Here is a 15,269-nt window from a genome sequence, read left to right as displayed (position 1 = left end):
CGGCAATATTAAATTACGAATGTGATCCACGTCACAATTAATATGTGAAGGAACCGACCGATTCGGGGGGTTACGCCCGGATCAAAACCACAGGCGGATGCCGGCCACCCATCGTCGATCGGTGACACGACGCCCCTGGCCGGCGGCCAGATCCGCCGTGCCGCCCGTCAGGTGTTCCCAGGCGATGCCGACGTAGGGCGCCACCGAGCGGCGGATTTCGTAGCGGAGCCGCAGCCCTGCTTCGACGCCCGATAAGCCCGCGCGGATACCGCGAGCCTCGTCGTCCTTGCCATACGCGTTTACTTCGATCTCGGGCTGCAGGATCAGCCGCTGGGTGAACAGCAGCTCGTATTCCGCGCGGAAGCGTGCGGCCGTGCGCCCGCCGGGCCCCGCGTAGGCGGTGGCCTCGATCTCGAACCAGTATGGGGCGAGCCCCTGCACACCCGCCGCCACCCAGTTGCGCTCCGGTCCGGCCCCGAGGTCGTGACGGACGCCCAGTTGGGCGTCCCAGAAGGCCGCTACCGCGTGGCTCCACGCGAGCGTGGCGTCGCCGCGGGTGGAACCGTCGGCGCGATCGCCCTCGCTGCGAAAGGCCAGCTTGTCGCGGTCGTTGCCGTACCAGCCCTGGGCCTCCCACGATTGCCCATGCGCACCTTGTCCCGCGAAGGATTCCAGGCGGTCCAGCAGTAATGTCCCGGACGCCGAGCTGTCGTCCATGTTCATCATCGACATGCCGTGCGCCGACATCGGCGCTACCCCGTCGGACCAGTCGCCGCTACGCGCGGTGGCCGGCGCGCTACCGCCCTGCATCGAGTCCATCGACATCTCGCCCATGCTCGATTGCGCCTGGACCAGGCACGGGGCGAGGGCGAGCAGCGACCCCACGATCCACCGCGTCACGAGACCACCACCTCGCGGAACATGCCCGCCTCCATGTGGTAAAGCATGTGGCAGTGGAAGGCCCAGCGCCCGGGGTTGTCCGCCGTGACGGCATAGCTGACCTGTTGCGCCGGCTGCACGTTGACAGTGTGCTTGCGCACCTGGAAGGTGCCCGAGGGCGATTCGACCTCGCTCCACATGCCGTGCAGGTGGATCGGGTGGTTCATCATCGTGTCGTTGACCAGCGTGACGCGCAGTCGCTCACCGGCGCGAAAGTGCACCGGCTTTGCCGCGGAGTACGGCAGCCCGTCGAACGACCACGTGTAGCGTTCCATGTTGCCGGTGAGGTGCAGTTCGATGCTGCGCCCGGGCGCGCGCGTATCCAGCGCACCACCGAGGGTATGCAGGTCGGCGTAGGTCAGCACGCGATGGGGACGCTCGCGCAGGCCGACACCGGGGTCATCGAGGTTGGTGCGCGGCATGTCCACCCGCATGTCCACACCGGGGCCGTACTCGGCCCGTGCGTGCTCGGCCATGACCATGTCGCCGCCCTGGTCGGCGTCGTCCGCCATGGCGCCCATCATGTCGCGCATGGCCAGACGGGGCCGCGGATCCAGCGGCGGCACCGGCGCGGTCATGCCCTGACGCGGCGCCAGCGTGGCGCGCGCGTAGCCGGAGCGGTCGATGGACTGCGCCATGATGGTGTAGGCGCGATCTTCCGTCGGCGTGACGATGACATCGTAGGTCTCGGCCGCCGAGAGGCGCAGCTCGTCCACCTCGACCGGCACGATGTCCTGCCCGTCGGCGGCGACCACGCGCAGGCGCAGCCCCGGGATGCGCAGGTCGAAGATGGAGTTGGACGACCCGTTGACCACGCGCAGGCGCACCCGCTCACCGGGGGTGAACAGGCCGGTCCAGTTGGCGGCGGGCGGCGCACCGTTGATCAGGTAGGTGTAGGTGGCGCCGGAGACATCCGCCAGGTCGGTCATGTTCATGCGCATGCGGTTCCACATGCGGCGCAGGGCCATGGCATCGCCGAAACCCTTATCGCGCGCGTCCCGCAGGAAGTCGCCCACCGTGGGGCGACCGGTGTTGTAGACGTCGCTACGCGTGCGCAGTTTCGCGTAGACCCGCTCCGGGTCTTCGTCGGTCCAGTCGCTGATCAGCAGGACGTGGTCGCGCTCGGCCGCATGGCGTTCGCCGTCCCTGGGTGCGATGACGATGGCACCGTACAGTCCGCTTTGTTCCTGGAAGCGGCTATGCGAGTGGTACCAGTAGGTGCCCGACTGTTTCAGCGGAAAGCGGTAGGTGAAGCTGCCGCCCGCGGGAATGCCGTCGAAGCTCAGGCCCGGCACGCCGTCCTGGTCGGCCGGCACGATCAGCCCGTGCCAGTGGATGGACGACACGACGTCCAGCCGGTTGTGCACGCGCAACTGCACCGTGTCGCCTTCTTTCCAGTACAGGGTGGGGCCGGGCACGCCACCGTTGACGGTGACGGCGCGCCGCGCACGGCCGGTGAAGTCCACCGCTGCCTCGCACACTTCCAGATCCATCGTGCTGCCGCGCAGCGGCGCCACCGGTGCCATTGCGCGGGTGGCGGATACGGGCCGAACGACGCCGGCACCTAAACCGATGCCGGCGACGGTCAGCCCCTGCACGAAACGGCGGCGGGGCAGGTGCACGGTGGGAGCGGCGGGACGGCGCATGGGCAGAGGCTTCGTGACGATCGAAGGACAGCCTAGCCACGGCGGGCGCGTGGCGACAACTCTGGACGTGGCTCCGCGCGCCGCCGCGGGGTTATCGGTAGGCGACGTTGACCGTGATGCGGGCGTTGGCGGTACCCGGCACCAAGGGGGCACCCGTGGTGCGGTAGCGGGCGCGGAAACCGAACGCCTGCCCTTCGCGCTGCGCGGGCAGCACCAGGGGCGCAGGACTGTTGGGGATGGCCTGCACATCGGGATCGACACTGCGCAGTTCCACCGCCACCCCGCCCGCCGCCCCGGACCCATCGAGCTGGAATAGCGACGCCTGCCGCGTATCGGGCGTGCCACGGAAGGTCATCAGTATCTGGGTGGCACCCGTGCAGCCGGTGACCACCAGCGACTGCGTAGCCCATGCGCTGCTGCCGGCCACGGCGAGATCGCGCGCATCCACCTTGCCCAGGGCAAACACCAGCCGCTTGGCGGCGAAGGCGCAGGTGGGGCGTTGCGGCTCGACGCGGCCCTGAACGAGGTCGACCCGGACCTGCGCCTGGTCGTCGTAGCCGGCGTGGGCCAGCGTGCCGTAGAGGAGGCTGCCGCCGGCGGGAATGGCCCCCGTCTTGATCAATTGCACGCGGAAATGCGCGTTGGTCAGCTGGGCCTTGAATATCCAGGGAATGAATTCGCTCTCCGGCAGTACGCGTTCCCCATAGTTGCTGTTGTAGAAGTAGACGCGGATGCCCACGCCGGGGAGGTTGGTGGCGCGGACGTTATCGCCTCCCGCGGCCGGCGTGTTGAACAGGGCCAGGCTGCCCGTACGCCTCGGCTTGACGCATTTGAAGGCGGGCGAGCTCCAGGCGGCCGTTGTTCGTTCGGCGATCACCGCGCCGACGGGCGCATCCGCCGCGACGGACACGGTGCCGAAAGACAACGGCTGCGCGATGCCCTGCGAGGGATGCGACAGGCAGCCCGCGAAAGCTTCCGGCGAGACGACGAGGCAGGCGAAGGCAAAGGAGACGGTAGCGAAAGGGGCGAGGACGAAAGCAGGAGCAGGACGGGTCGACATGGGTGCACCGCGTGGAAGAGGGCTGCCTTAACTGTGCTCGCGTGCCCCGGGCGACCCCATACGACGGTTCTGAAATCGGGATGTCGGCGCTATGCCCGCTGCACGGCCCATTCACCGGGGCTCACCAATGATCCGGGCATGAGCCTGCACGAGTACAAGCGCAAGCGGAACTTCGGGCGCACCCGTGAACCGGCGCCGGAAGACTCGGCACGCGGCGGCCGCGCCATCTTCGTGGTGCAGCTGCATCACGCGTCGCGCCGGCATTTCGATTTTCGTCTGCAGGTGGGCGACGCCCTGCGCAGCTGGGCGGTGCCGAAGGGCCCCAGCTACGACCCGAAGGTCAAACGCCTGGCCGTGGAAGTCGAGGACCATCCGGTGTCGTACGCGGACTTCGAGGGCGACATCGACGAAGGCTACGGCAAGGGGCATGTCGACCTGTTCGACAAAGGCGTCTGGGCAACGCGTGGCGATGCGGAAGCCCAGCTGGCCAAGGGCCACCTGGAGTTCGAACTGTTCGGCGAGCGTCTCAAGGGCCGCTGGCACCTGGTCCGCAGCGGCAGGAAGGAGCGCCAGCCGGCGTGGTTCCTGATCAAGGTCGATGACGCCTATGCCGGCGAGGTGGAGGCCGACGACCTGCTCGACGCCACGATGCGCGAAAGCACCCGGCGGGCGGCGAAGACACCCGCCACCCGTGCCGCCGCGAGCCGCTCCACGGCGCGCCGGAAGGCGACCCCGACGACACGCCGCGTATCCGCGGCAAGCCTCGCCAAGGCGGCGGCCGCACTGGGCGGCGCGCGCGAGGCCCGCGCATCCGGCGATTTCTTCCCCCCGCAACTGGCGCGCTTGCGTGAAACCCCGCCGCAGGGCGATGCATGGCTGCACGAGGTGAAATGGGACGGCTACCGCATCGTGGCCGCCGTGGCCGACGGTGCCACCCACCTGTGGTCGCGCAACGGCCTGCCGTGGAACGATCGCGTGCCGGAGATCGTCCAGGCTATCGATGCGCTGGGCCTGGACAGTGCGCGGCTGGACGGCGAACTGATCGCCCTGGACAGCGAGGGCCGCAGCGATTTCAACGCACTGCAACGCACGTTGTCGGGCGAGGCGCATGCCCCGCTGGTGTACATGGTGTTCGACCTGCCTTACCTGCAGGGCCATGACCTCAGCCGCGTGCCGCTGATCGAACGCAAGGCGCTGCTCGCGCGCATGCTCGCCCATGCGCCGGCCCACCTCAACCTCAGTTCGCATACCGTGGGCCACGGCGACGACGTGTTCGCCATGGCGATGGCACAGAAGCTGGAAGGCATCGTCGCCAAGCGCGTCGACGGTGGTTACCGCGGCGGTCGCGGCGACGACTGGCAGAAGATCAAGCGGCTGGAAAGCGACGAATTCGCCGTGGTCGGCTACACGCCAGCCAAGGGCTCGCGGCTGTCGTTCGGTTCGCTGCTGCTGGCCCGCCCCGATCCGGACGGCGGCTGGACATACGCGGGCCGTGTCGGCACCGGCTTCACCGACGCGATGCTGCGTGAGCTGGGCGACACCCTTGCCAAGGGTGGATCGAAGACACCGACGGTCCGCATCGACGCGGTGGACACCATGCTCCGCGGCGCCCTGTGGGTCCCGCCCACCGTGGTGGCCGAGGTGTACTACCGCGGCATCGGCAACAAGGATCTGCTGCGCCAGCCCAGCTTGAGGACACTGCGTATGGACAAGTCACCCGACGACCTTCGCGACAGCGATCGTGACGCGCCGAAAGCTACCCGCAAGAGGACAGCCGCAAACAAGGCTACCGCCAAGAAGGCCACGAAGCCGTCCCCGCGGGCGACGGGGAAACCGGCAGCGGAGCGACGCACCGGCCATGCCCCTGTTCCGGCCGCCGATCCCGATACCGTCGTCATCACGCATCCGGATCGGAAGGTGTTCCCTGCCGACGGGCTGACCAAGCAGGACGTCGTGGATTACTACAAGGCCGTGATGGCGTGGCTGCTTCCGGGTATCCACGATCGCCCCACGTCGACCATTCGCTGCCCCGGCGGTATCGATTCACCCTGCTTTTTCCAGAAACACGTCATGGCGGGCCTGGACCACGTCGGCGTCGCGCGCCTAAAGGAAGAAACCGGGGCCACGGCGGATTACCTCTACCCGCGCGATGCGGCGGGCGTGATCGAGCTGGTGCAGTTCGGCGCCGTGGAATTCCACCCGTGGGGCTCGCACGTGGACGATGCCGACCGCGCGGATCGCGTGGTGTTCGACCTGGACCCCGGCGACGGCGTGGCCTGGGCGCGCGTCGTGGCGGCGGCACGCATGACCCGGGGCTTCCTGGCCGAACTGGGCCTCACCTCGTTCGTGCGCACCACCGGTGGCAAGGGCCTGCACGTAGTCGTGCCGTTGCGTCCCGGCGCGGGCTGGAAGGAGGTCAAGGCCTTCGCACGGGGCTTCGCCGACGCGCTGGCCGAGGCGCATCCGCTGGAGTTCGTCGCCACCGCCGCCAAGCGGCTCCGGAAGGACAGGATCTACGTCGATTACCTGCGCAACGGGCGGGGCGCCACCGCCGTGGCGTCCTATTCGCTGCGTTCCCGCCCCGGCGCGCCGGTGGCCGTGCCGCTACGCTGGGAGGAACTGGGCAAGGTGCGCTCCGGTGCGGCGTTCGATATCCACTCGGTGCCCAAGCGCCTGGCCCGGTTGAAGAAGGACCCCTGGGACGGGATCGACACACTTCGCCAGGACCTCGCCGCCGTCAACCGCAAACTCGCCGGTAAGTGACCCACCCGGACCTGCGCGGGGTCACTTACCCACGGGCGTGCAGGGGGTAAACTGCGGCATCCTCACCAAGCCGGCCCTTCATGCTCGCCTCGCTTCCCGCCTTTTTGCGCATTCCCCTCGCTTGCCTGCTGCTGCTCGTCAACACGGTGCTGCACGTCACGCCGTTGCTGCTGCTGACGGTGATCCGCCTCATCGTGCCGCTGCGCGGGTTTCGTCACGCCGTGTCGCGCGTGCTGGTAGGGATCGCGGAAAGCTGGCTGGGCGTGAACGGCTGGATGTTCGGCGTGTTCACCCGCACGCAATGGCGCGTGGAAGGCGACCAGGGCCTCAGCCCGCGCGAGAACTACCTCGTGGTATGCAACCACCAGAGCTGGGTTGACATCCCCGCGCTGCAGAAGGTGTTCAACCGGCGCATTCCGTTCATGCGTTTCTTCCTCAAGAGCCAGCTGATCTGGGTGCCGCTGCTGGGGCCCGCCTGGTGGGCGCTGGATTTTCCGTTCATGAAGCGGCATTCGCGCCAGGAGATCGAAGCGCGTCCGGAGTTGCGCGGCAAGGATCGTGAAGCCACGCGCCGCGCCTGCGAGAAATTCCGCCACCTGCCCGTGGCGATCATGAACTTCACCGAGGGCACCCGCTTCACCCGCACCAAGCACGATGCCCAAGGCTCGCCTTATACGCACCTGCTCCGCCCGAAGGCCGGCGGCGTGGCGTTCGTCATCGATGCCATGGGCGAGGCGATCCGCCAGATCCTCGACGTGACCATCGTCTATCCGGACGGCCCCACGTCCATGATGGACATGATTGCCGGCCGCATCCGCGAGGTGCGCGTGCACATCCGCCGGCTGCCCATTCCGGCGGCCATGCGGGGCGATTACGAAGGCGACGCCGCCTTCCGCGCGCAGTTCCAGGCGTGGATCAACGCGCTGTGGGCCGAGAAGGATGCGCGCATCGCGGCCACGCTGGCCGTGCAAGGCTGATCGCGGGCCGACCGGCGCCGTCCGCAGTCAACCCGTGGCGGCGGGGCGCTTCAGCCGACGGCGCCAGAACAGCACCCCGGTGACCAGCAGGAAGGTGGGCAGCAGCCCGCCGATACAAGCCACGATGCGCCACGTCAGGCCGCCCACGGCGGCGGAATGGATCGGGAACAGGGCGTTGGCCAGCCGGCTGCCGGTGCCCAGCGTCGTGGCATCGTCGCTCCCGATCACCGTGGCCGTCCGCGGATCGATCCACAGGGTGCTGCGCCCGGCGGGGTTCCATTCGCCGGGGCGCCGGATGCGCGCCACCACCGTGCCGTTGTCCTTCGACGGAAGCATCAGCCGGGTGATCGCCGCATCGGGCGCAGCGGCCTGGGCCGCCACGAGCACGGCCGCCCAGTCCACCGGCCCCTGCACCGGCACGGTTTTCGGCGGCCGGGGGCGCGCCGGCTCGGCGAAGGCCGCCGCCAGCCCGTTACGCACGGCGCCCCGGTACGCCATCGTGGTGCCGGTACCGATCATCACGATCAGCAGGGGCAGGGCGACGACACCCACCGCGCGATGGAAGCTCGCCCAGCGCAGCAGCGGCGGCTGGGTGTGCGGCCGGAGGTGCCTGAGCGCGCGCTGGCGTCCGGGCCAGTAAAGCCAGACGCCCGAAAACAGCATGAACAACCCCGTGCAGGCCACCACGCCGAGCACCGTTTCGCCTAGCTCACCGCCCAGCAGGTGCGTGTGCCAGTCGAGCAACACCAGCAAGGGATCGCCGGCCTGCGTGCGCCGCAGTAGCAGCGCGCCGGTGGTGGCGTCGTAATAGGTACGGCTGCCGCCGCGTTCCTGGGCCTGCCATACGGGAAGGTCATGGTCGGGCAGCGACACCCCCCGCCAACTCTTGGCCGCGGGTGTGGCGAGCATCGCTGACAGCGAGTGGCCCTGTGTCGCCAGGTCCGGCAGGGGACGCGCGACCAGGATGGGGTGCATGGCCGCGAACAGCGGTTGCTCGAACAGCAGCACGCTGCCCGACAGGGTCACCAGCGCCAGCAGCAACCCCAGCGTGAGGCCCAGCCACAGGTGCAGCGTCTTCAGCCAGCGGCGTAGCCGGCGCGGGTGAGCTGCCATGGTGACGGTCCGACGGGGCTGGAAAGGCCGTCATCGTAAGTGCGAATGATTCTCGAATCAAACGCGACAAGCACGCGGGCATCCGGCGATTGACCCTGCCGTCACACCGGGTCGACCCCACGAGCGGAAGGATGGCCAACCCATGTGCCCGAGGAACATGCGATGAAGACCCGCCACGTTTACAGCACGTCCGGTCTGGATCAGGCACGCGCAGCCATGCGCGCCGCCCGCGATGCGGGCATTCCGGACGCGGACCTGTCGCTCATCGCGCGGCACGACATCGAGCTGGATGCCATTCCCGAGCACCGCAAGGACGAGCACTCCGACTTCGCCCCCGCTGCCGCGCGTGGGCTGGCCGAAGGTGGCGCCACCGGCATCCTGGCCGGCCTGGTCGCCATGGCGATCCCCCCGCTGGGCGTGACCATCGCCGGCGCGGTGGCGGCGGGTGCGGCGGGCGCCCTGGTCGGCGCATGGACCAGTGCGCTGATGGGCGCCTCCGCACCGGACCCGGTGCGCCAGAAATTCGAGGGCGAGATCGAGGCCGGCCGCATCCTCGTGGTGGTGGACGGCGAGGGCGATGCGCTGGAACGGTCGCAGCGCGAGATCCGCGCCACCGGCGCCATCGACCTGCCGTTCGAGCAGCCCACCGCGCTGAGCTGACCCTCCCGGAGGCTCCGACCATGGCGACCCGACGTTCCCCCGCGACGCCGCGGGCCTCCGGCCATGTCCGCACGGGCATGGGCGGCTGGACCTACGTGCCCTGGCGCGGGCTGTTCTATCCCGACGACCTGGTGCAAAAGCGCGAGTTGGAGTACGCCAGTCGGCAGGTGTCCACCATCGAGATCAACGGCACCTACTACCGCTCGCCCGGGATCGATATCTACCGTCGCTGGGCGGCGGAGACCCCTGACGGGTTCGTCTTCTCGGTGAAGGCGCCGCGGCACATCGTGCAGAGCCGCGCGCTGGCGGGCACCGGCGAGCGCATCGGCCGGTTCCTCGACGGTGCGGTGGGCCTGGGCGATCGACTGGGCCCCGTGCTCTGGCAGTTCCTGCCGACGCGGCGTTTCGATCCCGACGACATGACCGCCTTCCTCGACCTCCTGCCCGACCGCCACGGCGGCCTGGCCCTGCGCCATGCCGTGGAAGTGCGCCACGACAGCTTCATGGACCCGGCCTGGCTGGCCCTGGCGCGCCAGCGCGGTGTCGCCACCGTGTTCACCGACTCGCCCGACCATCCGTCGTTCGCCGACCTCACGGGGCCCTTCGTGTACGCGCGTCTGATGCGCAGCCGGGCGAAGGAGACGAACGGCTATCCCGCCAGGGAGCTGAAGGCATGGGCGTCGCATGCGAGCGACTGGCAAGCCGGCGGCGATCCGACCGACCTGCCACACGTGTGCGAGGCGCTGGCGCCCGGCCCAGGCCGCGACGTGTTCGTGTATTTCATTTCCGCCGCGAAGGAACGCAACCCCGCTGCGGCTGTCGCACTCGGCAAGCGCGTCGAAGACGCATAATCCTCCCATTCCCCCACCGGACGACCCATGGACCGACTTATCCAGAACCACCTGATCGACCTTTTTGCCGAACACGCGATCCCGCTCGAGCCCGACGAGGACTGGCTGCTTACCGAAGGCGACGATTACCCGGCGCTGCGCGGCATCTGGCACGAGGGCAAGGAGGGCGGCATGGGCCGCCTGGACATCGATATCGTCCTCGACGAGGAACGCACCATCGAGGAAAGCTTCGGTGGCAACGGCGGCGGCAAGGCCGGTTGCCGCGACGCGCTGGACAGCTTCGCGCGCAACGATTTCTACGTCGTGCTGGCGGCCTGCTGGCACACCGTGGACAAGGACAAGCTGGACGTGCGCGAAGTGTCCGCCGGAACGCAGCGCTTTACCCTCTACGTGGGCGATTTCACGGTGCGCGGCGAGAAAGACGCACCGGTAGAGATTCCCGAGGAAGGCTTCTCCGCACTGGAGGCCGCGATCGCCACGGCCCCGCTGACCGACGACGTGCACTGGATCCGCGTGTTCTACGGCAACGTGGGCGACGGCAGCAGCAAGATCGAGGTGCTGCTGGACAACGAGCCGTGGGCCGCGGGGCACAAGGCCATCGCCTCCGTGGACTGGCCACGGCACGACCACTACTACAGCCTGCGCAACCTCATCGCGCTGGTTCCGCGGGACTAAGGCAAGGCAGGGGTTCCGGCGACCAGTCTTGCGGACGCAGGATCCGGAACCCGCTGTCGCGCGCGGCGCGTCGTGCCAGCTTCAGCACTTCCGCATCGCGCGAGAACAGGAGGCCCGCGCCAGCGGTCGACGCCAGCTCCAGGAACTTCTGGTCGTCCGGGTCACGGCAGCGCGGAAGCCTCGTGGCAGTGGCCTCATGCGGCAACAGCATGACCAGGCGATCGAAGGCGGCCACGGCGGCCGCCCGGCGCGGCGGATCCAGCTTCAACGCAGGGTAGTCGAGCACCTTCAGCCACTCGTCCCGGCAATCCGGACGCGTCACGGCGTGCAGCGTCCCCGACGCCATGGCCTCGACCAGCGCCGCCGCGCTCGGGTCGGCAAAGACGAACGCATCCAGGCACACATTGGTGTCGAGCACGATGCGCACGCGCTCAGGCCGCGGCGCGTTCGGCCAGGGCGTCGCGTTGCTCGGCCACGAGGGTGTACGAACGCTTGCGCGCCTCGTGATCGAAGACCTGCGCGGTGATGATCAGCTCGTCGGCGCCCGTGCGCGCGATGAACGCGGCCAGGCCGTCACGCACGGTGTCCGGCGAGCCGACCACGGCACAGGACAGCGCGTGGTCCACCTGGGCCTTCTCCATGGACGTCCACACGCCGTCCATCGAGTTCACCGGCGGCGGCAGCTGCCCCGGCGCGCCGCGACGCAGGTTCCAGAACGCCTGCTGCTGCGAGGTGAACAGGCGGCGGGCCTCCGCGTCCGTATCCGCGGCGACCACGTTGATGCCAAGCGCGGCGTAAGGTTTGTCCAGCACCTCGGACGGCCGGAACATGTGCCGGTACACCTCCAGCGCCTTCATCATCATGTCCGGCGCGAAGTGCGAGGCGAAGGCGAAGGGCAACCCCAGGTGCGCCGCCAGCTGGGCACTGAACAGGCTGGAGCCCAGCAGCCACAGCGGCACGTTGGTATCCATGCCGGGCACGGCGCGCACGGTCTGCCCGGGCCGCTGCGGGCCGAGGTACATCTGCAGTTCCTGCACATCGTCGGGGAAGCGGTCGTCACTGGGGCCCATCGAGCGGCGCAGCGCGCGTGCCGTGCCCTGGTCGGTGCCGGGTGCACGGCCCAGGCCCAGGTCGATCCGCCCCGGATAGAGCGACGCCAGCGTGCCGAACTGCTCGGCGATCACCAGCGGTGAGTGGTTGGGCAGCATGATGCCACCCGAGCCCACGCGGATGCTGTGCGTGCCCTCGGCGATATAGCCGATCACCACGGCCGTCGCCGCACTGGCGATACCGGTCATGTTGTGGTGCTCGGCCAGCCAGTAACGGTGGAAGCCCAGCGACTCCGCGTGCCGGGCCAGGTCGCGCGAGTGGCGCAACGAGTCGCCCGGCGTGGAACCACGCGCTACGGGGGAAAGGTCCAGTACCGAAAACGGAATCATCCGAGCACACCTCGACAATAAGGGGGCGGACGAACCGCCGATGATTCCAGATGGGCGGCGGACGCCCGGATTGCAACCCACGGGCTCGCCACGGAAACAGTCCGTTTCGGCCAGCGATGCGCCGTGGCGCGCGCGGAGGAGGAAAATGCACCCATCCACTCATCCAGTCCGGTATTGCCGGGGGAGCACGACATGATCGACATTCGCCGCTTTGCCACACTCGGTGGCGCGAACCACGGCTGGCTCGACGCGAAGCATCACTTCTCGTTCGCGTCCTACCGCGACGAGGCACGCATGGGCTGGGGTGCGCTTCGCGTCTGGAACGACGACACCATCGCCGCGGGCACGGGTTTTCCGGCGCACCCGCATTCGGACATGGAAATCATCACCTACGTGCGTGAAGGCGCCATCACCCATGAGGACAGCCTGGGTAACAAGGGCCGCACCGAAGCGGGCGACGTGCAGGTGATGAGCGCTGGCACCGGCATCCGCCACGCGGAATACAACGCGGAAAACGAGACAACGCGCATCTTCCAGATCTGGATCATTCCCGACGGCGAGCGCAAGGCACCGTCCTGGGGCACTCGTCCGTTCCCGAAGGGAGAGCGCTCGGGCCAGTTCATCACGCTGGCCAGCGGCATGCCGGGCGACAGCGACGCCTTGCCGATCCGCACCGATGCCCGCGTGCTCGGCGCCAGCGTCAAGGCGGGTGAGACCATCGAGTACGCCCTGGGCGAAGGCCGCTATGCGTACATGGTGCCGGCCTTCGGTTCGGTACAGGTCAACGGGCAGGTGCTGGACAAGGGCGACGGCGCGGCGATCCGCGACGAGACGCGGCTGAGCATCACGGCAACGACGGATGCGGAGCTGGTGCTGGTCGATACCGCGGCGTAACCGGCTCGGCAGGCATGCCGTGGGTCGTGACGACCCACGGCATGCCTGCCGTAGCGCGGCGTGGCCTGGCTAAGGCGTGGCCGCCGTCTGGTGCGGCGCGCCGTGCTTCATCAGGCCCTTGGTGAACAGGTAGGCCGCCGACTGGTAATAGGTGATCGCGGCGTCCGCATCGGCCTGGTTGACAGACGTGACGGGCGTGGCATCGCCCGTATCGCGTTGCGGCAGCATCTGCTTCACCGGCTGGCGCGGCACCAGCGAGGTCAGCGTGTCACCGCGCAGGTAGCCCAGCTCCTGGTAGGTGCTGATGAAGGCACGCTCGCGCCCGGGCTCCAGCTTGAACAGGTCGTAGCCGTAGAAGCGCGACGTATAGCTGAAATGCAGCAGGCCCAGCACGGTCGGCGGGATGTCGATCTGGCTCATCAGGCGATCCACGCGTCCCGGCGCGATGTGCGCGGGAGAATAGATGTACAGCGGGATGTGGTAACGATCCACGGGCAGGCTGGTCTTGCCGGCGCTGGTGGCGCAATGGTCCGCGGTGATGACGAACACGGTGTCCTTGAACCATGGCTTGGTCGCCGCGCGTTTCAGGAAATCGCCCAGCGCCCAGTCGGTATAGGCCACCGCCGCCGTGCGACGGCCCTGCGGCAACGCCACGCGTCCTTCGGGGAAGGTGAACGGGCGATGGTTGGACGTGGTCATCACGTGCCCGAAGTACGGCTTGCCCTTCGCGTAGGAGGCGTCCATGCGCTTGATCACCAGCGTGAACAGGTCCTCGTCGGCCACGCCCCAGACGTTCTCGGTATGGATGTCCTTGCTGTCGATGGCGTTGCGGTCCACCGCCGTGTAGCCGTTGCTGGCGAAGAAATGGTTCATGTTGTCGAAGTAGCCGTAACCGCCGTACAGGAACTCGGAGGTATAGCCCTTGCCATTGAACACGTCGGCCAGCGACCAGAGGTTCTCGTCGTCCGGGCGCTTGACGATGGACTCGCCGGGCGTCGGCGGGACCGAGAGCGCCAGCGCTTCCAGCCCGCGCACCGTGCGCGTGCCGTTGGCATACAGCTGGCTGAAGAACAGGCTTTTCGACGCCAGGGCGTCGAGGTTGGGGGTCAGGTGCTTGTGCTTGCTGACATCCAGGCCCTCGACGTAATCGCCCGACAGGCTTTCGACGCTGATCAGCACCACGTTGAGCTTCTGCTCCGTACCGTCGCCGGCGATGCGCCGCGTGATGTCCATCGGATCGTCGCTGGCGAACGTGGCGTCCGGCGTCGTCAGCTGCTTGCGCAGGTTGGCGAACATGGCCGTGTCCGGCAGGGTCGGGTAGTACTTCGCATAATCCAGCTCGTTTTCGCGGAACGCCGCCACGAACTGGTAGGGGCCGTTGCCAGCCAGTTCGTTCACGTAGTTGTTGTCCGAGCGATCCTTCATGGTGCCGTCGACGGCGAAGCTGACCACCACGGTGAGCACCAGCCACACCGCCACCACGAGGCTGCGGGCACCGAAACGCGAGCCGTCGTCACGCGCGGCGAGCATGCGCCGGCTGAAGAACACCACGGCGATGGTCGCCGCCAGCAGCAGCAGCGACCAGGTGACGATCGGATACGACTCGCGAATGTTGCCGACCACCTCGTGGGTGTAGACAAGGTAATCCACGGCGATGAAGTTGAAGCGCGCGCTGAACTCGCCCCAGAACACCAGCTCCGCCGCGCCGAGATAAAGCACGACGAAAGAGAGAATGAAACAGAAACCGAGGAAGATGCGGTGGCCCCAGCGGGACACGTAGGCACGCCGGGGCAGCAGCCAGAGCACCAGCAGCATCGGCCACGCGAAATAGACGTACTCCACCACGTCGTAGCCGAAGCCGACCAGGAAGAGGTAGAGCCACTTGCCCGGGCTGGGCGGTATCTCGTGTCCCGTCTTGATCAGCAGGATGAGACGGACGAGGAACGCCACGCCGACGAACAGGATGCCGAACCAGACCAACGGCCGGAAGCGCTGGCGGAGCGCACCGGGGGCCGACGAAACAGGAGTCATGACGCCTCGCAGGAAAATGCCGGTCGTCGATACGCCCGGGTTCGGCCACGAGGGTAAGCAGGTGGGCTTACGTGAGGCTTTCCCGAAGCTTAGATCGAGCTTTGGCCCCCGATGTCGGCTATCGTGACCCCGTAGGAAAAGCCGATCTGCCGCGCGAACGTGCCTTGTGGCACCCTACCCGGCCTTACGATTCATATCTGTGGGAGCCACGGCACTGTGGG

General features: G+C 68.2%; 13 protein-coding genes. 6 read left to right on the top strand and 7 right to left on the bottom strand.

What is annotated here, in order from left to right:
- Positions 1-81: 81 nt before the first annotated feature.
- The 3 genes from FA89_RS05350 to FA89_RS05340 form a co-directional block, all read right to left on the bottom strand.
- Positions 82-900, bottom strand: coding sequence for a copper resistance protein B (locus tag FA89_RS05350; protein ID WP_240003852.1), 819 nt, complete (start codon positions 898-900; stop codon positions 82-84).
- Positions 897-2,585 carry a copper resistance system multicopper oxidase gene (locus FA89_RS05345; protein ID WP_036138940.1) on the bottom strand — a complete coding sequence of 563 codons (1,689 nt, stop codon included), beginning with the start codon at positions 2,583-2,585 and terminating at the stop codon, positions 897-899. Before FA89_RS05345 ends, FA89_RS05350 begins: the two co-directional genes overlap by 4 nt.
- A 91-nt stretch (positions 2,586-2,676) precedes the next feature.
- Positions 2,677-3,645: a fimbrial protein gene (locus FA89_RS05340; protein WP_036138937.1), complete on the bottom strand. Its 969-nt coding sequence runs from the start codon at positions 3,643-3,645 to the stop codon at positions 2,677-2,679.
- A gap of 138 nt (positions 3,646-3,783) precedes the next feature.
- Between FA89_RS05340 and ligD the strand changes: the two genes are divergently transcribed.
- Both ligD and FA89_RS05330 read left to right on the top strand, forming a co-directional pair.
- Complete coding sequence (gene ligD / locus FA89_RS05335) at positions 3,784-6,408, top strand: DNA ligase D (protein WP_036138935.1); 2,625 nt, start codon at positions 3,784-3,786, stop codon at positions 6,406-6,408.
- 80 nt (positions 6,409-6,488) lie between these two features.
- Positions 6,489-7,385, top strand: coding sequence for an acyltransferase (locus FA89_RS05330; protein WP_036138934.1), 897 nt, complete (start codon positions 6,489-6,491; stop codon positions 7,383-7,385).
- 27 nt (positions 7,386-7,412) lie between these two features.
- Here FA89_RS05330 and FA89_RS05325 read toward each other — a convergent pair whose 3' ends face one another.
- A complete protein-coding gene (locus FA89_RS05325; RefSeq protein ID WP_036138931.1) occupies positions 7,413-8,498 on the bottom strand; it encodes a PepSY-associated TM helix domain-containing protein in 1,086 nt (361 codons plus the stop codon).
- Between the two features lie 162 nt (positions 8,499-8,660).
- Between FA89_RS05325 and FA89_RS05320 the strand changes: the two genes are divergently transcribed.
- The 3 genes from FA89_RS05320 to FA89_RS05310 are packed head-to-tail and all read left to right on the top strand — an operon-like array spanning position 8,661 to position 10,684.
- Positions 8,661-9,158, top strand: coding sequence for a hypothetical protein (locus tag FA89_RS05320; protein ID WP_036138928.1), 498 nt, complete (start codon positions 8,661-8,663; stop codon positions 9,156-9,158).
- Between the two features lie 20 nt (positions 9,159-9,178).
- The gene (locus tag FA89_RS05315; RefSeq protein WP_036138926.1) at positions 9,179-10,009 is read left to right on the top strand and encodes a DUF72 domain-containing protein; all 831 of its coding nucleotides are present in this window, start codon (positions 9,179-9,181) and stop codon (positions 10,007-10,009) included.
- Between the two features lie 27 nt (positions 10,010-10,036).
- Positions 10,037-10,684, top strand: coding sequence for a DUF6348 family protein (locus FA89_RS05310; RefSeq protein ID WP_036138924.1), 648 nt, complete (start codon positions 10,037-10,039; stop codon positions 10,682-10,684).
- Here the strand turns inward: FA89_RS05310 and FA89_RS05305 are convergent.
- Both FA89_RS05305 and FA89_RS05300 read right to left on the bottom strand, forming a co-directional pair.
- Positions 10,659-11,111, bottom strand: coding sequence for a putative toxin-antitoxin system toxin component, PIN family (locus FA89_RS05305; RefSeq protein WP_036138922.1), 453 nt, complete (start codon positions 11,109-11,111; stop codon positions 10,659-10,661). The two genes, FA89_RS05310 and FA89_RS05305, sit on opposite strands and share 26 nt — an antisense overlap.
- A 4-nt stretch (positions 11,112-11,115) precedes the next feature.
- Complete coding sequence (locus FA89_RS05300; protein ID WP_036138919.1) at positions 11,116-12,123, bottom strand: LLM class flavin-dependent oxidoreductase; 1,008 nt, start codon at positions 12,121-12,123, stop codon at positions 11,116-11,118.
- A 192-nt stretch (positions 12,124-12,315) separates the two neighbouring features.
- Between FA89_RS05300 and FA89_RS05295 the strand changes: the two genes are divergently transcribed.
- The gene (locus tag FA89_RS05295) at positions 12,316-13,017 is read left to right on the top strand and encodes a pirin family protein (protein WP_036138917.1); all 702 of its coding nucleotides are present in this window, start codon (positions 12,316-12,318) and stop codon (positions 13,015-13,017) included.
- Positions 13,018-13,086: 69 nt separating this feature from the next.
- On the opposite strand, the gene FA89_RS05290 is transcribed toward FA89_RS05295, so the two are convergent.
- Positions 13,087-15,048: an LTA synthase family protein gene (locus FA89_RS05290; protein WP_036138914.1), complete on the bottom strand. Its 1,962-nt coding sequence runs from the start codon at positions 15,046-15,048 to the stop codon at positions 13,087-13,089.
- Positions 15,049-15,269: the final 221 nt, after the last annotated feature.

The sequence above is a fragment of the Luteibacter sp. 9135 genome (assembly GCF_000745005.1).
Lineage (GTDB): Bacteria > Pseudomonadota > Gammaproteobacteria > Xanthomonadales > Rhodanobacteraceae > Luteibacter.
Note: the sequence above shows the minus strand (reverse complement) of the source record. Positions and strands in the feature narration are given on the sequence as shown.